This window comes from Mycobacterium sp. H4Y (genome assembly GCF_000364405.1).
Classification (GTDB): domain Bacteria; phylum Actinomycetota; class Actinomycetes; order Mycobacteriales; family Mycobacteriaceae; genus Mycobacterium; species Mycobacterium intracellulare.
This window is the reverse complement of the sequence record NZ_AKIG01000002.1, coordinates 1334995-1360306: the sequence shown is the minus strand read 5'-3', so window position 1 is coordinate 1360306 and position 25312 is coordinate 1334995. Positions and strand designations below refer to the sequence as shown.

Sequence of the window (25312 nt, the reverse complement as noted above, 5' to 3'; positions counted from 1 at the left end):
TCAGCGCGGGGACAGGTCGGCGACCGCCTGCGCGGCGGAGGTGAGTTCGCCGATCCGCAGGGCGGCTTCACCGGCGTACAGGGCGGCGCCGTCCAGCCAGGAGTCGGGCACACCGGCCACCGGTGCCAGCGGCGTGAAGAACGGGAGGGCCGGCGACTGCAGGCGCATCAGTGCGCCCGCATCGAAATAGCCCAGCGCCGACAGGGGACGACTGGCCGCGTTGAGCGCCGCCGGCACCGCCTTGGCCCGCCCGTCGGCGCGGCACCACCGGCGCGTCGCCTCGTTGGGCACGACGCGGTGCCGTAGCGGCCAGCTCAGGCCGAACAGGTTTGTCTCGATCGTCCTGTCGGCCCGAAGGATTCGCCGCTGATACTCGCGGCTCGCGTTGGCCTCGTGCGTCAACAGGAATCGCGTGCCCGCGATGACACCGCTGGCGCCGCCGTCGAGCGCGGCGCGAGTGTCGGCGGCGGTGGCGACGCCGCCGGCCAGGAACACCGGTCGGTTCCCGGCCGCGCGCAGGGCGTGCGGGAGAAAATCCAGGGCCGGCACGGTCCCCACGAGGTGCCCGCCGGCCTCGCGCCCCTGAGCGATCAAACCGTCAGCGCCGCAGGCGATCGCGGCCCGAGCCTGCGCCTCGGTGCCCACCATCACGAAGACGAAGACCCCGGCGTCGCGCAGATGCTCGACGAGGCCCCGCTTGTCGCCGAACGCCAACACCACCGCGTCCACCCGGGCGTCGACGCAGGCCGCGACGTGATGGCGATGCACAAAGGGCAGCAACAGGTTTACCGCGACGGCACGACCCGGCGCCTGCTCGCGCACCTCGTCGATCGAGGCGCGCAGCCGGCGCGGGGTGTCGATGCCCAGCGTGCCGAGCCCGCCCGCGTTGGCGACCGCGGCCGCCAGGGCCGCCCCCGCAAGACCGCCGCCCATGCCGGCCTGTCCCACCGGGTGATCGAGCCGCAATCGATCCGCGAGGTCCATGCCTCAAGAGGCTACGCGGTTTCTCGAACTGGGCCGCGATCGAGCGTAATGTTGATCACAGATGGATGGGTGCAGCCCAGCTCAAAAGGCTTGCTGCATAACAGAAAGGTCACAAAATGAGTACAGTCCATTCATCAATCGATCACCACCCCGATTTGATGGCGTTGCGCGCCCGCTACGAGCGTGTCGCCGAGTCGATGAGTGCGCATTTCACCTTCGGCCTGGCGCTGCTGACGGGTCTGTATGTGGCCGCGTCGCCGTGGATCGTGGGGTTCAGCGCGACGAGGTCGCTCGCCACGTCTGACCTGATCGCCGGTATCGCGGTGGCGTTCCTGGCGTACGGGTTCGCCACGACGCTGGATCGCGCGCACGGCATGACATGGACGCTGCCGGTACTCGGCGCGTGGGTCATCGTGTCGACGTGGATCCTGCCGGACGTCACGCTGACCACCGGCATGACCTGGTCGAATGTCGTCGCGGGCGCGTTGCTGACCTTCCTGGGTCTCAACGCCACCTACTTCGGCATGCGCACGCGCGCCACGGGAACGCACGCCTAGCCCCGAACTCGGTTAGGGCACAGGTCGATTCGCCGCCTGGCCGGGCGATCCGGTCAGGCGGAGATCAACCGCAGACTGCGCCGATGGCGGCCGAGCTGACCAGCTTGACGTACTTGGCCAGCACCCCGGTCTTGTAGCGCGGCGGCGGCGGTGTGAAACCCTTTCGCCGCGAATCGAATTCAGCCGGATCGGCGAGCACGTCGAGCACCCGGTTGGCGACGTCCAGCCGGATGCGGTCGCCGTCGCGCAGAAACGCGATCGGTCCGGCGTCCACCGCCTCCGGGGCGATGTGACCGACGCACAGCCCCGTCGTCCCGCCGGAGAACCGGCCGTCGGTCAGCAACAGCACGTCCTTGCCGAGACCGGCGCCCTTGATCGCGCCGGTGATGGCGAGCATCTCGCGCATGCCGGGTCCGCCCTTCGGGCCCTCGTAGCGGATCACCACCGCGTCGCCCTTGGTGATGGTGCCGTCCTCGAGGGCATCGAGCGCGGCCCGTTCACCGTCGAAAACCCTTGCGGTGCCCTCGAACACGTCGGAATCGAAGCCGGCGGACTTCACCACCGCGCCCTCGGGAGCCAGCGATCCGCGCAGGATGGTGATGCCGCCGGTGGGGTGAATAGGATTGCTCAGGGCCCGCAGCACCTTGCCGTCGGGGTCGGGCGGGGCGATCTCGGCCAGGTTCTCGGCCACGGTCGCACCGGTGACCGTCAGGCAATCGCCGCGCAGTAGGCCGGCATCCAGCAACGCCTTCATCATCACCGGCACGCCGCCGATGTGGTCGACGTGCGACATCACGTGGCGGCCGAACGGCTTGACGTCGGCCAAATGCGGAACCTTCGACCCGATCCGGCTGAAGTCGTCGAGCGTCAGCGCGACGTCGGCCTCGTGGGCGATGGCCAGCAGGTGCAGCACCGCGTTGGTGGACCCGCCGAACGCCATCACCACCGCGATGGCGTTCTCGAACGCCTCCTTGGTGAGGATGTCGCGGGCGGTGATCCCGCGCCGCAGCAGTTCGACGACCGCCGCGCCGCTGCGCCGCGCGAACCCGTCGCGGCGGCGGTCGGTCGCCGGCGGCGCCGCGCTGCCCGGCAACGACATCCCGAGCGCCTCGGCGGCGCTGGCCATCGTGTTGGCGGTGTACATGCCGCCGCAGGCGCCCTCGCCGGGGCAGATCGCCCGCTCGATGGCGTCGACGTCCTCGCGCGGCATCAGCCCGCGGGCGCAGGCCCCCACCGCCTCGAACGCGTCGATGATGGTGACCTCGCGCTCGCTGCCGTCGGAGAGCTTGGCCACCCCCGGCAGGATCGAGCCCGCGTAGAGGAACACCGAGGCCAGGTCCAGCCGCGCGGCGGCCATCAGCATCCCGGGCAGCGACTTGTCGCAGCCGGCCAGCAGCACCGAGCCGTCGAGGCGTTCGGCCTGCATCACCGTCTCGACGCTGTCGGCGATCACTTCGCGCGACACCAGGGAGAAGTGCATCCCCTCGTGGCCCATCGAGATGCCGTCGGACACGGAGATGGTGCCGAACTCGAGGGGGTACCCGCCGGCCGAGAACACCCCCTCCTTGACGGCCTTGGCGAGCCGGTCCAGCGAGAGGTTGCACGGCGTGATCTCGTTCCAGGACGACGCGACGCCGATCTGCGGCTTGGCGAAGTCCTCGTCTCCCATGCCTACTGCCCGCAGCATGCCACGGGCGGCGGCCTTCTCCAGGCCGTCGGTGACGTCACGACTACGCGGCTTGATGTCGGCGGTCCGAGCCGAATCGGTGGTGGGCATCGTTCAAGTATGCGCTGGCCAGTCGCGATGCCCGTTCCCGGGGTGATACCCCGTCGGGGTATAAGCTGGGATGGGCGGGCCAGACGGAGCGGCAGGGTGAATCGACGATGACAGACGAACACGGGTACTCGCAGCAGAAGGACAACTACGCCAAGCGGCTGCGGCGCATCGAGGGCCAGGTGCGGGGCATCGCCCGCATGATCGAGGAAGACAAGTACTGCATCGACGTGCTGACCCAGATCAGCGCCGTCAACAGCGCGTTGCGGTCGGTCGCGCTGAATTTGCTCGACGAGCACCTGAGCCACTGCGTCACCCGGGCCGTTGCCGAGGGCGGCGACGAGGCCGACACGAAGCTCAGCGAGGCCTCCGCCGCGATCGCTCGCCTCGTCCGCTCCTGATCGCAGGGCGTGTTGCCGCGCCAAGTTGGAGGAACCGGTAGCCGGTGTGCGTACGGTATGGGGAGCGTGACCTCGGCGACGTTGCTCAGCCGATTGCGCACACCCAAGCGATGACTGTGATGACTGCCGAAACCGCCAACGCAGCCGCGCGAACGTGGACGCCACGGATCGCGGCTCAGCTCGCCATCCTCGCGGCCGCGGCCTTCACCTATGTCACCGCCGAGATCCTGCCGGTGGGGGCGCTGCCGGCGATCGCCCGCAACCTCAACGTCAGTTTGGTCCTGGTGGGGACCCTGCTGTCCTGGTACGCCCTGGTCGCGGCCCTGACGACGATCCCGCTGGTGCGCTGGACCGCGCACCTGCCGCGCCGCCGCGTGCTGGTCGCGAGCCTGACCTGCCTGACCGCCTCCCAGCTCATCTCGGCGCTGGCGCCCAACTTCGCGGTGCTGGCCGCCGGGCGGGTGCTGTGTGCGATCACCCACGGGCTGCTGTGGTCGGTCATCGCGCCGATCGCGACCCGGCTGGTGCCGCCCAGCCACGCCGGGCGAGCCACCACATCGATCTACGTCGGCACCAGCCTGGCGCTGGTCGTCGGCAGCCCGCTGACCGCGGCCCTGAGCCTGATGTGGGGATGGCGCCTGGCCGTCGTGTGCGTCACCGTCGCGGCCGCGCTCGTCACGGTCGCCGCCCGGCTGATGCTGCCGGAGATGGTGCTCACCGAGGATCAGCTGGCCCACGTCGGGCCCCGGTCCCGCCATCACCGCAACCCGCGGCTGATCATCGTGAGCGTGCTGGCGATGATCGCGGTCACCGGCCACTTCGTGTCCTACACGTTCATCGTCGAGCTCATCCGCAACGTCCTGGGCGTGCGTGGGCCGAACCTGGCCTGGGTGCTGGCCGCCTACGGGCTGGCCGGCCTGCTATCGGTGCCGCTGGTGGCGCGGCCCCTGGACCACCGCCCCAAGGGCGCCGTCATCCTGTGCATGACGGGTCTGACGGCCGCCTTCGTGGTGCTGACGGCGCTGGCGTTCGGCGGCCGGTCCGGCGCGACGACCGCGCTGATCGGCACCGCCGCCATCGTGCTGTGGGGGGCCATGGCCACCGCCGTATCGCCGATGATGCAATCCGCCGCCATGCGCAACGGGGCCGACGACCCCGACGGGGCCTCGGGCCTCTACGTGACGGCATTCCAGGTCGGCATCATGGCCGGCTCGCTGGCGGGCGGGCTGCTCTACGAGCACAGCGTCACGATGATGCTGATCGCTTCGGCGATCCTGATGGCGGTCGCGCTGGTCGGCATCGCCGCCAACCGGCGGATGCTCGACGTCCCCCCGCCGCGGCCGACAAGCTCACTCGATTCATAACCGTCCAGCTCAGAGGCGTGTTCTTGGCTGCTCCGGGGCAGCGGACGCCCGCCGGCGACGGTCGACGGCGCCCGCCCTATGCCAGACTGTGTCGGAGTAGACGAGTGGAGGTATGCATATGTCGGGCTGGACGAAGGCCTGGACTTTCAAGGGTCTCTTCGCCGCTCTGAACGTCACCGGCTGGGGCGCAGTGTTGACCCTGGCGCTGGTGCTGAGCGCCGCCCCCGCGCTGGCCGACCCGGACCCGGCTCCCGCCGACCCGGGCGCCGTCGCCGCCCCGCCCGGCCCGCCCGCGCCGCCGGATCCCTTCGCGCCGCCACCCCCGCCCGACCCGCTGGCACCGCCGCCCCCGCCCGACCCGGCGGCGGCGCCACCATGGCTCCCGCCGATGGCGGAACCCGCGGCGGCCTCGGCCGCCGGGCAGAACCCCACCCCGTTCACCGGGACGGCCCCGTTCGGGCCCCCCAAGATCCAGCCCGCCAACGGGTCGACCGTCGGCGTCGCCCAGCCGATCATCATCAACTTTCCGGGACGCGTCGACGACGCCGGCGCCGCGGAGGGCGCGGTCCACGTCTCGTCGGTGCCCGCGGTCCCGGGCAAGTTCTACTGGATGACCCCGACGCAGCTGCGCTGGCGGCCGTTGAGCTTCTGGCCCGCCCACACCGCGGTGACCGTCGACGCCGGGGGCACCGTGTCGAGCTTCCGCACCGGAGACACGCTGGTCGCCACGGCCGACGACGCCACGCATCAGCTGACCGTCACCCGCAACGGCACGGTGGAGAAGACGATCCCGATGTCGATGGGCATGACGTCCGGCAACCACCAAACCCCCAACGGCACCTACTACGTGCAGGACAAGAAGGCGTCGGTGGTGATGGATTCGTCCACCTATGGGGTCCCGGTCAACTCGACCTACGGCTACAAGGTGACGGTGGAGGACGCGGTCCGGTTCGACAACGTCGGCGACTACGTGCACAGCGCCCCCTGGTCGGTGGACGACCAGGGCAAGCGCGACGTCAGCCACGGCTGCATCAACATCAGCCCCTCCAACGCGAAGTGGTTTTTCGACAACTTCGGCGCGGGAGACCCGATCATCGTGAAGAACTCCACCGGCGGCAACTACAAGAAGAACGACGGCTCCGCCGACTGGATGAACTAGTGTCGTGAGTCGTTAATCCGCATCCGGATAGTAGACTTGGCCTGTGCCGGGTCCGATTGCTGTGCCTGTGGTGTTGTCCGATGAAGAACGCGATCAGTTGCGGGGATGGGCGCGCCGCCCGAAGAGCGCCCAGGCGCTGGCCCTGAGGTCACGGATCGTGCTTGCCTGCGAAGGGGATTCGAGTAATACCGCGATAGCACACGATCTGGGTATCACGCGGGGAATGGTGACCAAGTGGCGCAATCGATTCGCCACCGATCGCCTCGACGGGTTGCTCGACGAGCCGCGGCCGGGTCGGCCCCGGGTGGTCGGTGATGAGCGGATCGAAGCGTTGATCACCGCGACGCTGGAGACCGCGCCGCTCGATGCCACGCACTGGTCGACGCGGTCGATGGCCCAACATTTGGGGTTGAGCCAGTCGATGGTGTCGCGGGTGTGGCGGGCGTTCGGATTGGCTCCGCACAAACAGGATTCGTGGAAACTTTCCAAGGACCCGTTATTTGTCGACAAGGTGCGTGACGTCGTCGGGTTGTATCTGAACCCGCCCGAACGTGCGGTCGTGCTCTGCGTGGACGAGAAGACTCAGATCCAGGCGCTCAACCGCACCGCACCGGTGTTCCCGATGCTGCCCGGCACCCCGGCGCGGGCCAGCCACGACTATGTGCGCCACGGCACATCGAGCCTGTATGCCGCCCTGGATCTGGCCACCGGCCAGGTCATCGGCGCGCTGCACTCGCGTCACCGCGCCCAGGAATTTCTGGCCTTCCTGAAAAAGATCGACGCCGAAGTCCCCGCCGACCTCGACTGCCACGTCGTGCTGGACAACGCCTCCACGCACAAGACGCCCCAGGTCAAACGCTGGCTGACCGCCCATCCACGGTTCGTCCTGCACTTCACCCCGACCAGCTCGTCCTGGCTCAACCTCGTCGAGCGCTGGTTCGCCGAACTGACCACCAAGAAACTGCGCCGCGGCACCCACACCTCGGTACGCCAACTCAACACCGACATCCGCGCCTGGATCCAAAACTGGAACGACAACCCGCGCCCCTACGTCTGGACCAAAACCGCCGACCAAATCCTCGAATCCGTCGCCAACTACTGCAAGCGAATTAACGACTCGCGACACTAGCTGCCCGCGAGCAGTCGCAGAATCGCCCATTTCCCTGCGAAATCGGGCGATTTTGCGTCTGTTGGCCATCTCCTTGTCGAGGGGCCTTCCGCGGGCGCGGCGGTTATGTATAGCATCATATATAACTTCGGCCCCTGAGGAGCGGCGATGCGCGGTCCACGCGACCGGATGGTGGTATCTGCCGCCCTGCTGATCAGGGAGCGCGGCGCCCACGCCACCGCCATCTCCGACGTCCTCGAGCACAGCGGCGCGCCGCGCGGATCGGCCTACCACTACTTCCCGGGCGGGCGCACGCAACTGCTCTGCGAGGCCGTGGACTACGCCGCGGACCACGTCGCCGCGATCATCGCCGACGCCGCGAGCGGCCTCGACCTGATCGACACCCTGATCGACAAATTCCGCCAGCAGCTGCTCGACAGCGACTTCCGCGCCGGCTGCCCCATCGTCGCCGTGTCCGTGGAGGCGGGCGAGCAGGACGCCGAGCGCATGGCGCCGGTCGTCGAGCGCGCGGCGGCGGCGTTCGACCGCTGGACCGACCTGATCGCCCAGCGCTTCATCGCCGACGGCGTAGCCCGGGAACGGGCGGGCGAATTGGCGGTCCTGGCCACCACCGCGCTCGAGGGTGCGATCCTGTTGGCCCGGGTGCGCCGCGACCTGATGCCCCTCGACGTCGTCCGCCGCCAGGTGCGCGAACTGCTCTTGGCTACGTCGTCGTATCGGGTGACCGGAGAGGATGTCCCACAGTGACCACAGACACGACCGGTGAATGGCACTCCACCGCATGCATCCTGTGCGAATGCAACTGCGGCATCGTCGTTCAGCTCGACGATCGCCGGCTGGCCCGCATCCGCGGTGACAAGGCGCACCCGGCATCGCAGGGCTACACCTGCAACAAGGCGTTGCGGCTGGATCACTACCAGAACAGCCGCACCCGGCTGACCGCCCCGCTGCGCCGACGCGCCGACGGCAGCTACGAGGAAATCGACTGGGACACCGCGATCGTGGAGATCGCCGAGGGATTCAAGCACATCCGCGACACCTACGGCGGGGACAAGATCTTCTACTACGGCGGCGGCGGGCAGGGCAATCACCTGGGCGGGGCGTACAGCGGCGCCTTCCTGAAGGCGCTCGGCTCACGGTACCGCTCAAATGCGTTGGCGCAGGAGAAAACCGGCGAGTCCTGGGTCGACGGGCAGCTGTACGGCGGTCACACCAGGGGAGAGTTCGAGCACGCCGAGGTGGCGGTGTTCGTCGGCAAGAACCCGTGGATGTCGCAGAGCTTTCCGCGCGCCCGGGTGGTGCTGAACGACATCGCCAAGGATCCGGCCCGGTCGATGATCGTCATCGACCCCGTCGTCACCGACACCGCCAAGATGTCCGACTTCCACCTGCGGGTGCGGCCCGGCACCGACGGGTGGTGCCTGGCGGCGCTGGCCGCCGTCCTCGTCCAGGAAAACCTCTGCGACGAGACGTTTCTCGCCGAGCACGTGCGCGGCGCCGACACCGTCCGCGACGCGTTGCGCGACGTCGCGGTCGCCGACTACGCCCAACACTGCGGGGTCGACGAGGAACTGCTGCGCGCGGCGGCGCGGCGCATCGGCGCCGCGGCGAGCGTCTCGGTCTTCGAGGACCTCGGCGTGCAGCAGGCACCCAACAGCACGCTGTGCTCCTACCTGAACAAGCTGCTCTGGGTTCTCACCGGCAACTTCGCGAAAAAGGGCGGCCAGCACCTGCATTCGTCGTTCGCACCCCTGTTCGGGCAGTTCTCCGGCCGCACCCCGGTCACCGGCGCGCCCATCATCTCCGGGCTGGTGCCCAGCAACGTGGTCCCCGAGGAAATCCTGACCGACCATCCGGACCGCTTCCGCGTCATGATCGTGGAAAGCAGCAATCCCGCTCACTCGCTGGCCGATTCGACCGCCTGCCGCGAAGCCTTCCAGTCGCTGGAACTGATGGTGGTCATCGACGTCGCGATGACCGAGACCGCCAGGCTCGCCCATTATGTACTTCCGGCCGCATCCCAATTCGAGAAGCCGGAAGCCACCTTCTTCAACCTGGAGTTCCCGCACAACACTTTCCAATTGCGCCGTCCGCTGCTCGAGCCGTTGCCGGGAACACTGCCCGAGCCCGAGATCTGGGCCCGGTTGGTGCGGGCGCTCGGCGTGGTCGACGACGCGGATCTGCGGCCCCTGCGCGAAGCCGCCCAGCGGGGTCGGCAAGCGTACGCCGAGGCCTTCCTGTCCGCCGCCACCAATCCCACGGTGGCTCAGCTACTTCCGTACGTGCTCTACGAGACGCTCGGACCGACCTTGCCGGACGGGCTGCGCGGCGCGGCCGCCCTATGGGGCCTGGCCCAGAAGACCGCGATGAACTATCCCGACGCCGTGCGGCGCGCCGGTCACGCCGACGGCAACGCGCTGTTCGACGCGATCCTCGACAACCCCTCGGGCGTGACGTTCACCGTCCACAACTACGAGGACGACTTCGCGTTGATCAGCCACTCCGACCAGAAGATCGCGCTGGAAATCCCGTCGATGCTCGACGAATTGGCCGCGCTGGCCCGGACCCCGGCCGAGCTGACCACGCCCGATTTCCCGATCGTGCTGTCGGTGGGGGAGCGGCGCGCCTACACCGCCAACGACATCTTCCGCGACCCGTCCTGGCGCAAACGCGACGCCGACGGCGCGCTGCGGGTGAGCGTGGAAGACGCCCAGGCCCTAGGGCTCGTCGACGGATGCCGGGCCCGCATCAGCACCGCGGCCGGCAGCGCCGAGGCCACCGTCGAAATCACCGAGACCATGCTCGCCGGACATGCCGCCCTGCCCAACGGTTTTGGGCTCGACTATCTCGACGACGACGGTCACACCGTGGTGCCCGGAGTGGCCCCGAACGCCCTGACCTCGATCGGGTGGCGCGACCCCTACGCGGGCACGCCGTGGCACAAGCACGTGCCCGCGCGCATCGAGGCGCTGACGCCGGTCAGTTCCAGATCTTGACCCGGCGCTCCGGTTCCAGGAACAGCGCGCCGGTGTCGGCGCCGTCGAACGCGTCGTAGAAGGCGTCCATGTTGCGCAGCACGCCGTTGCAGCGGAATTCCGGTGGCGAGTGCGGGTCCACCGCCAGCCGCCGGATCGCTTCGGCCTCGCGGGATTTGGTGCGCCACACCTGGGCCCAGCCGTAGAACACGCGCTGCACGCCGGTCAAGCCGTCGATCACGGGGGCGGGTTGGCCGTTCAGTGACAGCTGATAGGCCAGCAGCGCGATCGACAACCCACCCAGATCCCCGATGTTCTCCCCGACAGTGAACGCGCCGTTCACGTGGTGGCCGCTCGACAGCCCCCTCGGGATGTACGTGTCGTACTGCGCGATGAGGGCCTTTGTGCGAGCACCGAATTCGGCGCGGTCGGCGTCGGTCCACCAGTCGACCAGGTTGCCGTCGCCGTCGTACTTGGCGCCCTGGTCGTCGAAGCCGTGACCGATCTCGTGCCCGATCACCGCGCCGATGCCGCCGTAGTTCGCGGCGTCATCGGCCTCGGCGTCGAAGAACGGCGGCTGCAAAATGGCCGCCGGGAAGACGATTTCGTTCATCCCCGGGTTGTAGTACGCGTTGACCGTCTGCGGGGTCATGAACCACTCGTCCTTGTCCACCGGGCCGCCGAGCTTGGCCAGCTCGCGGTCGTGGTTGACGGCGTACCCGCGCTGGTAGTTGCCGTAGAGGTCGTCGCGGTCGATCACCAGCGTGGAGTAGTCCCGCCATTTCGCCGGGTAGCCGACCTTGGCGGTGAACTTGTCGAGCTTGGCCAGCGCCCGCTCCCGCGTCTGGGGCGTCATCCACTCCAGGTCGTTGATGCTCATCCGGTAGGCCGCCTGCAGGTTGGCCACCAGCTCGTCGATGCGCGCCTTGGCGCCGGGCGGGAAATGCCGTTGCACGTACAGCTTTCCGACGGCGTCGCCCATCAGGCTCTCGACCAGCGAGACCGCCCGCTTCCACCGGTCCCGGATCTGCTCGGTGCCGGTCAACCGGCGGCCGTAGAAGTCGAAGTCCGCGGCCACCACCTCGTCGGTCAGCCAGGCGGCCCGCGCGCGGATCACCCGCCACCGCGCCCAGCTCTTCCACACCTCGAGGTCCTCGCTGCGCCACAGCTCGGCGAATGACCGAACGTAATCCGGTTGGCGCACAACGACTTCCGCGAGCGCTTCGGGCTGGGTGCCCAGCGCGGCGACCCACGTGCCCCAGGCGAAACCCACCGACTCGTCGCGCAGTTCGGCGAACGTGCGCAAGTTGTAGGTGAGGTCGGCGTCGCGGCGCTTGACCACATCCCAGTGCGCCTCGGCCAGCCGGGTCTCGAGCGCGACGATGCGCTCGGCGGTCCGGATGTGGCTTTCCGGGTCGCCGCCGAAGACCAGGCCGAACATCCGGGCGATGTGCCCGGGGTACGCCTCGAGCACCTCGGCGTGCTGTTCTTCGCGGTAATAGGACTCGTCGGGCAGCCCGAGTCCGGACTGGGTGAAGTGCACCAGGTAACGGGCCGAGTTCTTGGCGTCGGTGTCCACATACATCGCGACACCGCCGCCCACCCCGGTGCGCTGCAGGGCGCCGAGGGCGGCGGCCAGCGCGTCGGCGTCGGCCGCGTCGTCGATCACGGCCAGTTCGTCGAGCAGCGGGCGCACGCCGCGCCGCTGGACGGTCTCCTCGTCGAGAAAGCTCGCATACAGGTCGCCGATGCGTTGCGCGTCCGCGTCGCCGGCGGCCGCACCCCGCTCGCTGGCCTCGACGATCAGGTCCCGCACCTGCTCCTCGGCGCGGTCGTACAGCTGCCGGAAGGCGCCGTCGGTGGCCCGGTCCGCCGGTATCTCGTATTCGGCCAGCCAGCGGCCGTTGACGTGACCGAACAGGTCGTCTTGGGGGCGGATGCTGTCGTCTACGTAGCTCAGGTCGATGCCCGAGCGGAGGGCCGTATTCGTCACCCCGCCATCCTTCCATCTTTCCCGGGTGCGACGATCGGGCCATGTCCGAGGGCGCGCGCACCGAGCCACCTGCCGAAGAAGATGTCGTCGACGCCGGCGACGACGCCGAAGAGGGCGGCCACCCGACCGCCGACGACGCTGACGACGGCGAACCCGGCCCCGAATCCGACCCAGCGGTCTTCTCGCATTACGGGGTGGCGTCAACGGTTCTCGGCGTGCTGTCGGTGGCCGCGGTCGTGCTCGGGGTGATCATCTGGTCCGGCCACCGCGACCAGGTCGCCGAGCGCGGTTATCTGAGCCGCGTCATGCAGACCGCCGCCGGGTGGACCAACGTGCTGATCAACATGAACAGCGGCAACGTCGACGCCAGCCTGCAGCGGCTGCACGACGGCACGGTCGGCGAACTCAACACCTACTTCGATGCCGCCGTGCAGCCCTACCGGGCGGTGGTGGAAAAGCTGCAGTCCAAGAGCGCCGGGCGGATCGACGCGGTGGCGATCGAAACCGTGCACCACGAGCTGGACGCCCAGCCCGGCGCCGACAGGCCCCCGGGGTCGGAATCGGTGACGACCAAGCTGCCGCCGTTCGCCAGCCGGACCGACTCGGTGCTGCTGGTCGCCACGTCCGTCAGCGAAAACGCCGGCGCCAAGCCGCAGACCGTGCACTGGAACCTGCGGCTGGACGTGTCCGACGTCGACGGCAAGCTGATGATTTCCGGACTGAGTTCGATCCGATGAGAAACATCTGGCGACTGTTCGCATTCGACATCGCGGCCCCGCTGGCCGCGATCGCCGCGTTGGTGGCCATCGGGGTGGTGCTCGGCTGGCCGCTGTGGTGGGTGTCGGCCTGCTCGGTGCTGGTCCTGCTGACCCTCGAGGGCGTCGCGGTCAACTTCTGGCTGCTGCGCCGCGATTCGGTCAGCCTCGGCACCGACGACGACGCGCCGGGGCTGCGGTTGGCGGTGGCCCTGCTGTGCACGGCCGCCCTGGCGGCGGCCGTCGCGACCGGATACACGCACTGGACGAAGACGGACCGCGACTTCACCGACGACTCCCGCAAGGTCGTGCGGATCGCCACCGGCATGGCCGAGGCCATGGCGTCGTTCAGCCCCACCGCCCCGACCGATGCGATCGACCGGGCCACGGCCATGGTCGTCCCCGAGCATGCGGCGGCGTTCAAGGAGCAGTACACCAAGTCCAGCGCCGAGCTGGGCCAGCACAAGGTCACCGCCCAGGCCGCCACGGTCTCGGCCGGCGTCGAGGCGCTCGGGCCGACGGCGGCCAGCGTCGCGGTGATCCTGCGGGTGACCCAGAACGCGCCGGGCCAGCCACCCAGTCAGGTGGCGCCGGCGCTGCGGGTGACGCTGACCAAGCGCGGTAGCGACTGGCTGGTCGCCGACGTGCTGCCGATCAGGTAGCTCAGTTGGATTCGGCCGAGGGGCCGGACTTCACCTTCACGAACCGGTCCGACAACCGGCGGATGCGGATCATCAGTGCGGCCGTCGGGCTGGTGCTGCCGTCGAGGTAGCCGCCCAGCTCCTCGGGGCTGACCCCGATGCGGGACGCGAACTCCTGCTGCGCGAGTCCCGAGCGGTCGATCAGTAGCCGCACGTGGCGGGCCACCTCGGCGCGCTCGTTGGCGTCCAGGTGGGTGCGGGCGCGCTCGAGCACCTCCCACAGCGCCTTGGCGATGCCGTAGGGGCGGGTGCCGCCGAGGACCTCTTCGACCTGGCGGGCGGTGCGCCCGTACGGGTCGCGCTTCAACGCGCCGGCGATGCGCTTCCAGGTGGCGATGTCACCGCCCTGCAGGGCCGACCGGATGGCGGCGGTCGGCCAGAACTCCACCGGCTGGTCCAGGTCCGGAACGGATCCGGACGGCCCCTCGGACGGGCCACCGCCGCGGTTGCGCTGTTCGGGGGCCGGCCGGCGGGGCGGCGGTGGGGGGCGTCGGTCGGATGCCAACGTCACCTCGCCTCCTCCAGCATCGCTACCGCCACGGACAGGCAGCGTTCCCTGATCCCCTCCCAGTCCGAGTTCGCGTCGGCTTCCGACCCCTGGTCTTCCGGGTAGTCGCACGGATCGGGATCTGCGAGTCGACGGACCAACTGGGTGGCGATGCATTGCCGCCTGGACGATTCACAACAGTAATACCTGTCCATTCCGGCCAGCACCACCGCGGCGGTCTCGGGTTCCATCGCATCCACCATGTCTGCAAAGTCGGCATAATCGCGGCGACTGTTACGGCACATGATGAGGTAGCCCTTGAGCCGCAGGGTCTCCGCGCCGGTCGGGACCAGCAACCGGTCGCCGGTGGGCAGCTGCACATGGGTCGTCTCCACCGGGCTGCGCCGCGCGTACCTCGGACGGTCGGTGGCCCCCGCCGGTGCGGCGTCCGGGTCGGTCTCGAGCGCGTCGATCGCCACCGACAGGCGGCCCCGCCACAGCGTCACCGGATGAACGGGCCGGTCCGACCCGGAAATGGCCTTGGCGATCCCGTTGCGCGCCGCCAGCCCGCCGACGAGCTTCTTGGGGCCCGACGAACCGTTGGCATGGCCGTTGGTGGCGGTCTTCCTGTCGCCCGCGGTCACCCCGACGGCGACCTTCTCCTCGCCCAGCGCTACCTGGTGGGGGATCTGCCCGGGCCCCAGGCCGCGGGTGCGTTCCTCGTCGGGGCCCGACGAAGCCTGACCGCGGCCGCGACCGCAGCCGCTGAAGGCCAGTGGATCGGTCACGCAGATGGCGTCGGGCGCCAGGTGCTTGAGCTTGGCGGCGGACTTGAGCACCATCCGCAGGTCCGCGCTGGGCGCCACCAGCGCCGAGATGTCGTCGGGAATGACGACGACGTCGCCGAGGTCGACCTCCGGCAGCGGCCGGTCGAAGTCGACCGACGGCAGCACGCGGGACAGCCACGGCGGCAGCCACCAGTTCCACTGCGCGAACATCGCCATCAACGCCGGAACCATCACCAGCCGCACCACGGTGGCGTCCACCGCGATCGCCACGGCACAGGCCACGCCGATCTCGGCCACCAGCGGCATGCCGGCGAAGGCGAACCCGACGAACACCGCGATCATGATCAGCGCCGCGCTGGTGATGGTGCGGGCGCTGGTGCTGACGCCGTAGGCCACCGCGTCACGGGTGTTGCCCGAATGCAGGAACCGTTCCCGGATGCGGGTGAGCAGGAAGATCTCGTAGTCCATCGACAACCCGAAGGTCATCGCGAGCACCAACGGGGGAACCGTGCTGTCGATCGAGCTGATCTGGGCGAAGCCGAGATCCTTCAGCCATCCCCACTGGAACACCATCACCAAACTGCCGTAGGCGGCCGCGACCGACAGCAACGTCATCAAGACGCCCTTGAGCGCCAAGAACACCGAGTGGACGGACACCAACAGCATCACGAACGCGATCAGCGCGACGAAGCCCAGCACCAACGGTTCGGTCGCCGACACCTGGTCGTCGAAGTCCTTGATCAGCGCGGTCGGGCCGCCGACGTCCACGCGCGCGGTCCCCAACTGTTGGACCTTGGGGAGCTCCGCGCGCATCCAGCCCACGGTTTCGCGGGCCCGCATGTCCTCGGGGTCCACCGACAGCACCGCGGACAGCAGCGCGCTGCCGTTGTCCTCGGCGTACTGGGGCGGTGACACCGAGACGATGTTCGGCGCCTGCGTCATCCGCTGGCGGACCGCGCCGACGGTGTGGCTGTGCTCGGGCGAGGCCGCCCCGCCCTCGGGGAAGTTGATCAGCACCCGGATCGGCCCGAGCGCGCCCGGACCCAACGCCTGGGCGGCGGCGCCGACGCCGGCGCGGATCTCGTGGGACGAGTCGAACTGGCGTAACAGGCTGTTGCCCAACACCATTGACGCCGCGGGCGCGGCCATCACGAGCAGCACCAGCGACGCCGCCAGCGCGGACATCCACGGCCGGCGCATCACCCATCCGATCCACCGGTTCCAGAACCGCGACTGGGTGCTTTCGGGCCGACGGGACCAGTGCAGGAAGCCCGACCGCTTGGCGGCCGCCCGGCCGAACGTCGCCAGCGCCGCCGGTGTCAGGGTGGTCGAGGTCAGCATCGCGACGGCGACGGCCAGGATCGCGCCGGTGGCCATCGACTTCAGCGCCGGGGTGTTGATCACGTAGATCCCGGTGAGGGACGCGACGACGGTCGCGCCGGACAGCACCACGGCCAGCCCGGAGGTCGCCATCGCGGCGTCGACGGCCTCGCGGGGCTGGCGCCCGCTGCGCAGTTCCTCGCGGAAGCGCATCAAGATGAACAGCGAATAGTCCACGGCCAGCGCGATCCCGAACATCGACACCGTCGAGGTCACGAACACCGACATGGTGGTGTACGCGGAGAGCAGGTACACCAGGCCCATCGTCACCACGACCGTGCACACGCCCAGTGCCAGAGGGATCGCCGCGGCGGCCAGTGAGCCGAACACGGCGAGCAGGACGATGAGGATCACCGGCAGGTTCCACCGTTCCGCGGCGGCGATGTCGTGCTTGGTGTTGGCGGCCGCGGCGGCGCTCAGCGCGCCCTGGCCGATGACGTAGAGCCGCACCCGGCCGTTGGCGGTCTGGCCGGGCTGGTCGCCCTTGATGCCGACCTTCGTGCGGAGCTTCTTGGCGACGTCGCTGGTGTTGCGGGAATCGAGCCGCACCGACAGCACGTAGGGGCGGTCGGGTTGCGGCGGCCGCTGGGTGGGGTTGGGGATCTCCGAGGTGCCGGGGACCTCGGCGGTGAGCCGTCGCAACTGTGCGACCGCCTCGTTCATGTCCTGGTAGGTGGCGTCGGCGCGGGGCGCGGCCACCAGCGCCAGCGATGACCCGCCCTGGTCGTGGTAGAGCTCCTCGAGCTGGTCGTGGACCGCCAGCGATTGGGAACCGGCCACGTCGAAACCGCCGCCGGTGAGGTTGCCGGATTGCGTCAGCGCCAGGTAGACCGCAGGAACCAACGCCAGCAACCAGCCTGTGAAGACCAACCAGCGGTACTTACGCAGGCTGCGGCTGAGGCGCATCATCAACTGCTGGATTTTTCTCGCTCCCCGGTTCTCGCGTAACGCGTGCAGGCGAGGATACCGGAGCACGCTGTGGTTTATGTGGGGTTATGTAGTTCCTGAGCTGCGGTGACGGCGTCGTTGCCAAGAAGCTGCGGAGTCGTTGTGAACCGGTGACCAAGCGGGATCTCGGTCACATCCGCAGTTCGCGGCTGGCCGGGCGATATCGGCGGTGGCAGGATGTCGGTTGGCCTGGCGGGTCCTCGGGGGATTCAGGGGGACCCGGCCATCGGTAAGGCCGTCCATTGCAGCTGTTTGCGACGCGCTCATCCGTGGCGGTCCGCGCAAACTGTGAGGAGTTCTCGATGACGACAGGCAGCGCTGGACGGCGTGGCAAAATCTTGGCCGGCCTGATCGCCGCCGCCGCGCCCGGCGCCGCCCTCGCGGTGCTCGCCGGTCCGCCGGCGACCGGCGCCAACGATCCGTGCGCGGCCAGCGAGGTCGCCCGCACCATCGGCTCGGTCTCGAAGTCGATGGGTGACTATCTGGATTCGCACCCCGAGACCAACCAGACGATGACCTCGATGCTGCAGCAGCAGGCGGGGCCGCAGTCGCTGAGCGGGCTGAAGAGCTACTTCGACGCCAACCCGAAGGTCGCCGGGGACATGACGTCGATCGCGCAACCCCTGACCAGCCTGTCGCTGCAGTGCAAGCTGCCGATCTCGATCCCGCAGATGATGGGCATGATGCAGCAGGCGCAGGGGGCCGCGGGCGCCCTGCCCGCGCTTCCCGGTAACCCCCCGGGCGCCTCCCCGCTGGGCGGAACGGGCGCCCCGCCCGCCGCGCCGCAGCCCGCTCCTCTCCCTGCCGGCACCAACCCGCTCTCGGGCCCGCCGCGCGGAAACACCGTCGGCTAGGCGTCCCGGCCGTCGGTCTCCGGGTTTCGGTCGGGCGGCAGCGGCCCCTGCAGGGCGGCCTCGGTCGGGTCGGCGGAAGCGTCGCCCGGCTGCGGCACGATCGGCAGCGGACCGGTGATCGGGTCGTCGTCGGAGTCGTCGACGTTCTCGGTGCGGAACACGAAGAAGAACACCACCCAGCCGACCGCGGCGATGAGCAGCCAGCTGATCAGCCGGTAGATCAGCATGGCCGAGATCGCGCTCGACAGGGACATCCCGCTCGAGACCAGCCCCGGCACCAGCACCGCCTCGACGACCAGCAGCCCGCCGGGCATCAGCGGGATGGTGCCGACCGCGCGGGCCGCGGCGTAGGCGACGGTCAGCCCGGCCACCGACGCGTGATCCCCGGCGGCGTACGCGGCGAAGCCGAGGCAGGCGACGTCGGCGACCCAGTTGAACATCGACCACCCGAACGCCACCCCCAGGTCGCGGCGGCCCAGGCTCACCGATTCGAGCTGCATCAGCGTCTCGCGCCACTTGTCCAGGCCGGTGTCGGCGGGCTTTCCGCGCACCGAGTTGACCCACGTCAGGACCCGGCTGCCGATGCCTTCGATCAGCTCCGGCCGCGAGGCCACGGCCTGCGCCAGCAGCAGCAGGGCGACGAAACCGCCGAGCGTGAACAGCAACGAGAACGGGTTGTTCTTCGCGCCCAGCAGGAAAGCGCCGCCCAACCCGAGCAAAGCCAATCCCACCGCCTGCAGCACGCCCGACATCACCAGCTGCCACGACGCCACCACCGTCGAGGCACCCCAGAGCCGTTGCTGGCGGAACAGGAACGTCGCCGACAGCACGGGCCCGCCGGGCAGCGTGGTGCTCAGCGAGTTGGCCGCATAGAACGCGGCCTCCGAGCGCAGTTGCTTGACGTGCACCCCGGCCGACTTGAGCAGGGTGCGCTGGATCTGGGCAAAGCTGTGCATGGACGCGGCCGCCGCCACGACCGAGGCGAGCAACCACCACCAGTTCGCCTCGTACAGGCTCATCCACGCTTTGGCCAGCTGATCCCAGCCCAGGGAAACCTCGACGGCAAGCACGATGGCAACCATCCCCAGGATGACCCAGCGCACCCACCAGTACTTCCCGCGCGGGGTTTGTTCGCGCGGGAAGTCGAGATTGCGGGCGGGTGCGTCGTGCGACACGTGATTTAGGGTAACGGTGCAGGTGGCGCCGCGATCGCTGCGCGCCGCCGACTGTGTCGCCGTCGTAACCGGATCGTGCCGGCTCCGACGGCTGCGGGCGACGCGTAGGCCTTTGGCAGGCGCTGCGAACCGATTCGGGGCCGCGCCGCTACCGATAGGCTGGCCAGATGTCAGCAAACGTCGACGACGCGTCGGTTGAACCCGTAGTACGCAAGACCGCGGCCTGGGCGTGGCGTTTGCTCGTCATCCTGGCCGCCGCGGTCGCCCTGTTGTGGGTGGTCAAGAAGCTCGAAGTCATCGTCGTTCCGGTGCTGGTGGCGCTGCTGCTGAGCGCGCTGCTGGTGCCGGTGGTCGATTGGCTGGACCGGCGGGGCCTGCCCCGCGGCGGCGCGGTGGCGCTGGTGCTGCTGGGCGGCTTCGCGATCCTGGGCGGCATCCTGGCGTTCGTCATCCTGCAGTTCATCGACGGCCTGCCCGGCCTGACCGAACAGGTGACGCAGAGCATCGAGTCGACCCGCCGGTGGCTGATCAACGGGCCCGCGCATCTGCGCAGCGAACAGATCGACAGCGCGGGCAACGCCGCCATCGAGGCGCTGCACAACAACCAGGCCAAGCTGACCAGCGGCGCGCTGTCCACCGCGGCGACCGTCACCGAGCTGGTGACCGCGGCGGTGTTGGTGCTGTTCACGCTGATCTTCTTTCTCTACGGTGGCCGCAACATCTGGCGGTACGTGGTGCAGATCATCCCCGCCCACGTCCGCGACCGGGTGCACGAAGCCGGCAACGCCGGGTACGGGTCGCTGATCGGGTACGTGCGGGCCACCTTTCTGGTGGCGCTGACCGACGCGGCCGGGGTGGGCGCGGGCCTGGCGATCATGGGCATCCCGCTGGCGCTGCCGCTGGCCTCGCTGGTGTTTCTGGGTGCCTTCATCCCGCTGATCGGTGCGCTGATTTCCGGCCTGCTGGCCGTGGTGGTCGCCCTGTTGGCCAAGGGCATCGTGTACGCGCTCATCACGCTGGGGGTGTTGATCGCGGTCAACCAGATGGAGGCCCACCTGCTGCAACCGCTGGTGATGGGCCGCGCCGTCTCGATCCACCCGCTCGCCGTGGTGCTGGCCATTTCCACCGGCGGCGTGCTCGCCGGGATCGTCGGCGCCCTGCTGGCCGTCCCGACGGTCGCGTTCCTCAACAACGCGTTCCAGGTGCTGCTGGCGCCCAATCCCGAGGCGGAAGCCGAGAAGCAGACCGAGGAGGCGGACGAGAAGAACGCCATCCTGCAGGCCGAGCCGGACAAACCGGGCTCCGACTGATACCAGCGTCAGGGGGCGCCGGGGCGCTTTCCTATAACCGTCCCTCGCGGCGCAGCAGATCCGCCGCGGACAGCCCGCCGCCCGAGCGGCGCCGCTGCCGCGCCGGGTCGCCGTTCTCGCCCTGGCCGCGGGGGTTCACCGCGTTGCCGGGGGCGTCGTTGTCGGGGTCGTCGGGCCGGTTGCCGGGGACGGGGATGGCCCGGGTCTGATCGCCGGACGGCGGCGCCGTCGGCGGACGCTGGGGTGCCTGCGGGGCCGGCGGCGAGGGCTTGGCCGGGGGGCGCGGTTCGGCCGGCCGGTCCCGGCCCGGGGCGCCCTGCGCGGCGAAACGTGTGGTCTTGGCTTCGGTCGGCTGGTTCGGCCGCGCCGGGATGCGGGTGGTGTCCACGCTGTCGTCGGCCCGGGTGGTCGACGCGCTCGGGGTGGGTTCCTTTGCGGGCCTGGGTTCCGGCGCCGGGCGCGCCGGTCGCGACGGCTCCAGCGGCGCGGGGTGGGTGGGGTCGTGCGGCGGACGCGGCGCGGCGGCGACCAGGCTGGCCGCCACCGGCGGCCGCGCGGGGCGCCCGTTGAGCGTCGGCCGCTTGCGCTCGTCGGGCAGATCGATCTCGCCCAGCCCGATCTTGTTCTGCAGGCGCCGGGCCCAGCGCGGCGCCCACCAGCAGTCGTCGCCGAGCAACTTCATCACCGACGGCACCAGGAACATCCGGACGACCGTCGCGTCCAGCAGCAGCGCCGCCATCAGACCGAACGCCAGATACTTCATCAACACCAGGTCGGAGAACACGAACGAGCCCGCGACCACGGCCAGCACCAGCGCGGCGGCCGTGATCAGGCGGCCGGTGGTCGCGGTGCCGATCCGGATGGCCTCGGCGGTCGACATGCCGCGTTCGCGCGCCTCGACCATGCGCGAGACCAGGAACACCTCGTAGTCGGTGGCCAGGCCGAAACCGACGGCGACAACCAGCGCGATGACCACCACCATCAGCGGGGTCGGCGTGAAATTCAGCACCCCCGACAGGTGACCGTCGACGAAGATCCACGTCAGGATTCCCATCGTGGATCCCAGCGTGAGAGCGCTCATCACCGCGGCCTTGACGGGCAACACCACCGAGCCGAACGCCAGGAACATCAACAGCATGGTGGCGCCGAGCAACAGCACCAGCATCAGCGGAGCCTTGTCGAACAGGCTGTGGATGCTGTCCTGCTCCAGCGCCGGGGTGCCGCCTACATAGAGGTTCAGCCCCTTCGGGGGGTTGACCGCCCGCAGTTCGGTGATCTTCTTGGCGGCGTCATTCTTGTTGACCAGGCCGTTCTGGATCACCCGCACCGAGCCGTCCTTGGGCACCGTGGTGCCGTTCGGGCCGGCGACGCAGGGATTGCCGGCGATGGTCGGGCAGGCCCGCTCCTCCCATTGCTTGTCGGTGAACCCGCCGATCGAGGAGATCCTGTTGCGGATGTCGGCCACCTGCTGGTCGGTGACCTTGCTGTGGTTGTCGCTCTGGATCACCACCGTCAGCTGCTCGGTGCGGTAGCCGGGGAATCGCTTGTCGAAGTGTTCCTGCGCCAGGCGCACGGCGTTGTCGGGCGGCAGATACTTCTCGCTCATGCCGCCGAACGAGAGGTTGCCGAGCGGGATGACCAGCAGGATCATGCCGACGGCGATCGGGATGGCAAACGCCAACGGCCGCTTCATCACCCAGTTGACGAGTTTGCCCCAGAAGCCGGCCTCGACCTCCTCGCGGGTCTTGGTCTTCTGCAGCCGGTCGGCGAGCCAGTTCAGGTAGGCGCGTGAATACTTCCAGTTGCGCAGGAACGGCACCCGGAACGCGGTCCGCACGCCCAGCGCATCGACGTGGCGGCCGAGGATGCCCAGGCACGCGGGCAGGAACGTGATCGACAACAGCGCGGCAAGCCCTACCGCCGCGAAGATCGCGTAGGTCAGCGAATGCACGAAGCCCTGGGGCAACACCAGCAGGCTGGCGCTCGAGGCGATGATCAGCACCGCCGAGAACGTCACTGTGCGCCCGGCCGTCATCACGGTTCTTCGCACGGCGGCCTCGGTGTCGTAGCCCTCGGCGATCTCCTCGCGGAACCGGCTCACGACGAACAGCCCGTAGTCGATGGCGATACCCAGGCCGATCAGCGAGACCACCGGCTGGGCGAAGAAGTGGACCGGCCCGAACAGGGAGACGAGCCGCAGGATGCCCAGCGAGCCCGCAATGCTCAGCCCGCCGACGATGGCCGGCAGGCCGGCGGCGACCGCGCCGCCGAACACCAGGAACAGGACCACTGCCACCAGCGGCACCGCGAGGACCTCCATGCGGCGCTGGTCGGTCGCGATCGTGCCGGTCAGGGCGTTGGCGATTGGCTCGAGGCCGGCCAGCTCCACGTTGCCGCCGCCGAGCTTCTGCAGGCCGGGCGCGATGGCCTTGTAGTTGTTGAGGATGCTGTCGTCGTCGTCGCCCTTGAGCGGAACGCTGACGAAGGTGTGCTTCTTGTCCTCGCTGACCATCCCCTTGATCACGGGGTTGTCGCTATTGGGGGCCGCCAGCCAGCCCGCCCACCCGACGACCTGGTCGGGATGATCGGCCTTGAACTTGTTGAGCTCGGCGACGACCTTGTCCCGCCACGCCGGGTCCTCGACCGTCTTGCCGTCGGGGGCGGTGAACGTCGCGACCACGTGGCTGGTGCGGTCGCGGCCGTAGGTCTCGTCCCCCAGCACCGAGGCTTTGACGGATTGACTGCCGTCGTCGTAGAAGCCGCTCTGTGTAACATGCTTGCCCAGGCTGATGCCGAAGACGCCGCCGAGCAGACACAGAGCTACCGTGACCCCGATCACGATGTACCGATACCGGTACACAGTTCGACCCCACCAGGCGAACACGCAAGCTCCTTACTGGATCGTCTTAGTCGTCAACGACCCGCGCACTGGTTTTTCAGTGTCACACACGCGCGGTCAACAGCGCTGACAGCGGCCGGAATGGCTGCAGCCATGCGCCCTGGTCAGGCAGCGAATCTAGGCCGATCCGCGGCAATGGTTCCCGGAAGACGCCGGCGATCTCCTCCAGGTCAACGAAGTCCAAGGTATCCGACGCTAGCGCCCAACTCGCATGTTCGCGAAATCCGATCACTTGGACGCTGGTGCCGCTCCGGGCGATCTCCTCGAGCGGTTGGCGGAACGCCTGTCCGTCGGCCGAGGCCACCACCAGGGCCGCCAGCCCTTCGGTCCGCCGGAGTTCGATATGGGCCAGCATGTCGCGGTCGACGTCGCTGTCCTCATCGATCTTCGGCTTGGCGAACACCGCGAACCCAACGTTACGCAATGCGTCCACCCAAGGCCGGACGACGTCGGCGCTGCCCGGCGCGATGTTGGTGAACACGGTGGCCTCGGGCTCGACGACGACGCCCGGTCGCTGCGCGCTGATCTCGGCCGTGCGCGACAGCAGCCAGCGTCCCAGGGCGTCGAACCGCGGGCGTTCCAAGGCGGTCGGCCGGCGACCCAGGATCGAGCCCAGACCCATGTCGAGGTTGGGGGCGTCCCACACCAGCAACACGCGTCCGCCGGACGGCGAAAAGCCGCCCAGGGCGCCCACGCCGTCGTCCGGCAGCACCGCCGGCGGCGCGACGGGTTCCGCTCCGGCGTTGGTCGTCTCAGTCAGGCTCATCACTCATCGCCTACTCATCGTTTAAGCCAAACGAACTCGGTGACGGCGCTGCCCGCTTCTTGGGCTTTCGTCTCGTACTTGGTGGTCGGGCGGACAGTCGAGATGGGCAGCGGGGTTTCGGGCTCCGCCCGGCGCAACCGGGACTCGCCCGCGCCGACTTCGGCGATGTGCTCGGCGTAGCCGGCGTGGTCCGTCGCAACGTGGAGGACACCACCAGGGAGTAGCCGGTCGGCTATCAAGCCAACCGTGCCCGGCTGCAGGAACCGGCGCTTGTGGTGCCGCGCCTTGGGCCACGGATCGGGGAAGAAGACGCGGACCCCGGTCAGCGAAGCCGGGGCGATGAGCCGCTGCAGCACGTCGAGCGCGTTGCCGCGGACCAATCGGATGTTGGCCACCGCGTCGCGGTCGATCGCGCACAGCAACTGCGCCAGCCCCCGCCGGTAGATCTCGACCGCGATCACATCGACGTCGGGCTCGTCCTTGGCCATCGCCAGCGTCGATGTGCCGCTGCCACAACCGATTTCGAGCACCAGCGGCGCCTGGCGCCCGAACCACGAGCGGGTGTCCAGCGGCGGCTCGTCGCCGACGGTCCCGTCGGCGGGGGCGCCCACCGACAGGCCGAGGTCGGGCCAGCGCCGCTCCCACGTCTGGCGCTGCGCGTCGGACAGCGCGGATCGTCGCGACCGAAACGCCGTCGCGGGCAGGTAGCGCTGGTCGGGGCGGGCCGATTCCCCGATCGGCGTGTCGGCAGACATCGCCACCCCGCGCTGCGCATGCATTTGTCCATGGTGGCCTATAAACCTCGGATGTAGCCGCCCCTGGTCCGGATTGATACCCAACAGTTGCCTTGAACTGGTAACTGATTAACGGTGGCTCGCTTCTTGGCGACGTGAATGCCACCATTCGGTGGGAC

20 protein-coding genes are annotated in these 25312 nt (G+C 69.2%); 11 read left to right on the top strand and 9 right to left on the bottom strand.

Features of this window, described 5'->3' with window-relative positions; translation table 11 throughout:
- Positions 1-984 (bottom strand): nitronate monooxygenase, encoded by a 984-nt coding sequence (locus W7U_RS20225; protein WP_008261922.1) that lies wholly within the window; start codon positions 982-984, stop codon positions 1-3.
- A 116-nt stretch (positions 985-1100) separates the two neighbouring features.
- Here W7U_RS20225 and W7U_RS20220 point away from each other — a divergent pair, with 116 nt between their 5' ends.
- Positions 1101-1541 (top strand): SPW repeat protein, encoded by a 441-nt coding sequence (locus tag W7U_RS20220; RefSeq protein ID WP_008261919.1) that lies wholly within the window; start codon positions 1101-1103, stop codon positions 1539-1541.
- A 64-nt stretch (positions 1542-1605) separates the two neighbouring features.
- Here the strand turns inward: W7U_RS20220 and ilvD are convergent, their stop codons facing one another.
- A complete protein-coding gene (gene ilvD, locus W7U_RS20215; RefSeq protein ID WP_008261918.1) occupies positions 1606-3318 on the bottom strand; it encodes a dihydroxy-acid dehydratase in 1713 nt (570 codons plus the stop codon).
- Between the two features lie 107 nt (positions 3319-3425).
- Between ilvD and W7U_RS20210 the strand changes: the two genes are divergently transcribed.
- The 6 genes from W7U_RS20210 to W7U_RS20185 all read left to right on the top strand — a co-directional run bounded on the left by W7U_RS20210 (position 3426) and on the right by W7U_RS20185 (position 10364).
- A complete protein-coding gene (locus W7U_RS20210; protein WP_008261917.1) occupies positions 3426-3716 on the top strand; it encodes a metal-sensitive transcriptional regulator in 291 nt (96 codons plus the stop codon).
- A gap of 119 nt (positions 3717-3835) precedes the next feature.
- Complete coding sequence (locus tag W7U_RS20205) at positions 3836-5080, top strand: MFS transporter (RefSeq protein ID WP_008261916.1); 1245 nt, start codon at positions 3836-3838, stop codon at positions 5078-5080.
- A 118-nt stretch (positions 5081-5198) separates the two neighbouring features.
- Positions 5199-6239 carry a L,D-transpeptidase gene (locus W7U_RS20200; RefSeq protein ID WP_008261915.1) on the top strand — a complete coding sequence of 347 codons (1041 nt, stop codon included), beginning with the start codon at positions 5199-5201 and terminating at the stop codon, positions 6237-6239.
- 43 nt (positions 6240-6282) lie between these two features.
- A complete protein-coding gene (locus W7U_RS20195; protein ID WP_036429555.1) occupies positions 6283-7368 on the top strand; it encodes an IS630 family transposase in 1086 nt (361 codons plus the stop codon).
- Positions 7369-7515: 147 nt separating this feature from the next.
- A complete protein-coding gene (locus W7U_RS20190; protein ID WP_008261912.1) occupies positions 7516-8115 on the top strand; it encodes a TetR/AcrR family transcriptional regulator in 600 nt (199 codons plus the stop codon).
- Positions 8112-10364 (top strand): molybdopterin-dependent oxidoreductase, encoded by a 2253-nt coding sequence (locus W7U_RS20185; protein ID WP_008261911.1) that lies wholly within the window; start codon positions 8112-8114, stop codon positions 10362-10364. The genes W7U_RS20190 and W7U_RS20185 overlap by 4 nt, the downstream gene beginning before the upstream one ends.
- Here W7U_RS20185 and W7U_RS20180 read toward each other — a convergent pair.
- Positions 10348-12336: a M13 family metallopeptidase gene (locus W7U_RS20180; RefSeq protein ID WP_008261910.1), complete on the bottom strand. Its 1989-nt coding sequence runs from the start codon at positions 12334-12336 to the stop codon at positions 10348-10350. The genes W7U_RS20185 and W7U_RS20180 overlap by 17 nt on opposite strands.
- 41 nt (positions 12337-12377) lie before the next feature.
- Between W7U_RS20180 and W7U_RS20175 the strand changes: the two genes are divergently transcribed.
- On the top strand, positions 12378-13073 hold the full coding sequence (locus tag W7U_RS20175) for a hypothetical protein (protein ID WP_008261909.1): 696 nt from the start codon (positions 12378-12380) through the stop codon (positions 13071-13073).
- Positions 13070-13753 (top strand): hypothetical protein, encoded by a 684-nt coding sequence (locus W7U_RS20170; protein WP_008261908.1) that lies wholly within the window; start codon positions 13070-13072, stop codon positions 13751-13753. Before W7U_RS20175 ends, W7U_RS20170 begins: the two co-directional genes overlap by 4 nt.
- Before the next feature lies 1 nt (position 13754).
- On the opposite strand, the gene W7U_RS20165 is transcribed toward W7U_RS20170, so the two are convergent.
- Both W7U_RS20165 and W7U_RS20160 read right to left on the bottom strand, forming a co-directional pair.
- A complete protein-coding gene (locus tag W7U_RS20165; protein ID WP_008261906.1) occupies positions 13755-14303 on the bottom strand; it encodes a helix-turn-helix transcriptional regulator in 549 nt (182 codons plus the stop codon).
- Positions 14300-17356: an MMPL family transporter gene (locus W7U_RS20160; protein ID WP_008261904.1), complete on the bottom strand. Its 3057-nt coding sequence runs from the start codon at positions 17354-17356 to the stop codon at positions 14300-14302. Before W7U_RS20160 ends, W7U_RS20165 begins: the two co-directional genes overlap by 4 nt.
- A gap of 341 nt (positions 17357-17697) precedes the next feature.
- Between W7U_RS20160 and W7U_RS20155 the strand changes: the two genes are divergently transcribed.
- Entirely contained in the window at positions 17698-18249 is a 552-nt protein-coding gene (locus tag W7U_RS20155; protein ID WP_008261902.1) for a hemophore, read from the top strand.
- Here W7U_RS20155 and W7U_RS20150 read toward each other — a convergent pair.
- Positions 18246-19424 carry a YbhN family protein gene (locus tag W7U_RS20150; RefSeq protein WP_008261900.1) on the bottom strand — a complete coding sequence of 393 codons (1179 nt, stop codon included), beginning with the start codon at positions 19422-19424 and terminating at the stop codon, positions 18246-18248. The genes W7U_RS20155 and W7U_RS20150 overlap by 4 nt on opposite strands.
- A 167-nt stretch (positions 19425-19591) precedes the next feature.
- On the opposite strand from W7U_RS20150, the gene W7U_RS20145 reads away from it, so the two are divergent.
- A complete protein-coding gene (locus tag W7U_RS20145) occupies positions 19592-20734 on the top strand; it encodes an AI-2E family transporter (RefSeq protein ID WP_008261889.1) in 1143 nt (380 codons plus the stop codon).
- A 31-nt stretch (positions 20735-20765) separates the two neighbouring features.
- Here the strand turns inward: W7U_RS20145 and W7U_RS20140 are convergent, their stop codons facing one another.
- The 3 genes from W7U_RS20140 to trmB are packed head-to-tail and all read right to left on the bottom strand — an operon-like array spanning position 20766 to position 25196.
- Positions 20766-23618, bottom strand: a complete 2853-nt coding sequence (locus W7U_RS20140) for an MMPL family transporter (protein WP_008261885.1) — start codon at positions 23616-23618, stop codon at positions 20766-20768.
- A gap of 58 nt (positions 23619-23676) precedes the next feature.
- Positions 23677-24399 (bottom strand): NYN domain-containing protein, encoded by a 723-nt coding sequence (locus W7U_RS20135; RefSeq protein WP_008261879.1) that lies wholly within the window; start codon positions 24397-24399, stop codon positions 23677-23679.
- Positions 24400-24413: 14 nt separating this feature from the next.
- On the bottom strand, positions 24414-25196 hold the full coding sequence (trmB, locus tag W7U_RS20130; protein WP_170320636.1) for a tRNA (guanosine(46)-N7)-methyltransferase TrmB: 783 nt from the start codon (positions 25194-25196) through the stop codon (positions 24414-24416).
- Positions 25197-25312 lie beyond the last annotated feature (116 nt).

Excerpts from the sequence above, each read along its gene's own strand:
- W7U_RS20225 (WP_008261922.1), bottom strand. The coding sequence starts at position 984 with ATGGACCTCGCGGATCGATTGCGGCTCGATCACCCGGTGGGACAGGCC.
- W7U_RS20220 (WP_008261919.1), top strand. The coding sequence starts at position 1,101 with ATGAGTACAGTCCATTCATCAATCGATCACCACCCCGATTTGATGGCG.
- ilvD (WP_008261918.1), bottom strand. The coding sequence starts at position 3,318 with ATGCCCACCACCGATTCGGCTCGGACCGCCGACATCAAGCCGCGTAGT.
- W7U_RS20210 (WP_008261917.1), top strand. The coding sequence starts at position 3,426 with ATGACAGACGAACACGGGTACTCGCAGCAGAAGGACAACTACGCCAAG.
- W7U_RS20205 (WP_008261916.1), top strand. The coding sequence starts at position 3,836 with ATGACTGCCGAAACCGCCAACGCAGCCGCGCGAACGTGGACGCCACGG.
- W7U_RS20200 (WP_008261915.1), top strand. The coding sequence starts at position 5,199 with ATGTCGGGCTGGACGAAGGCCTGGACTTTCAAGGGTCTCTTCGCCGCT.
- W7U_RS20190 (WP_008261912.1), top strand. The coding sequence starts at position 7,516 with ATGCGCGGTCCACGCGACCGGATGGTGGTATCTGCCGCCCTGCTGATC.
- W7U_RS20175 (WP_008261909.1), top strand. The coding sequence starts at position 12,378 with ATGTCCGAGGGCGCGCGCACCGAGCCACCTGCCGAAGAAGATGTCGTC.
- W7U_RS20170 (WP_008261908.1), top strand. The coding sequence starts at position 13,070 with ATGAGAAACATCTGGCGACTGTTCGCATTCGACATCGCGGCCCCGCTG.
- W7U_RS20160 (WP_008261904.1), bottom strand. The coding sequence starts at position 17,356 with ATGATGCGCCTCAGCCGCAGCCTGCGTAAGTACCGCTGGTTGGTCTTC.
- W7U_RS20155 (WP_008261902.1), top strand. The coding sequence starts at position 17,698 with ATGACGACAGGCAGCGCTGGACGGCGTGGCAAAATCTTGGCCGGCCTG.
- W7U_RS20145 (WP_008261889.1), top strand. The coding sequence starts at position 19,592 with ATGTCAGCAAACGTCGACGACGCGTCGGTTGAACCCGTAGTACGCAAG.
- W7U_RS20135 (WP_008261879.1), bottom strand. The coding sequence starts at position 24,399 with ATGAGCCTGACTGAGACGACCAACGCCGGAGCGGAACCCGTCGCGCCG.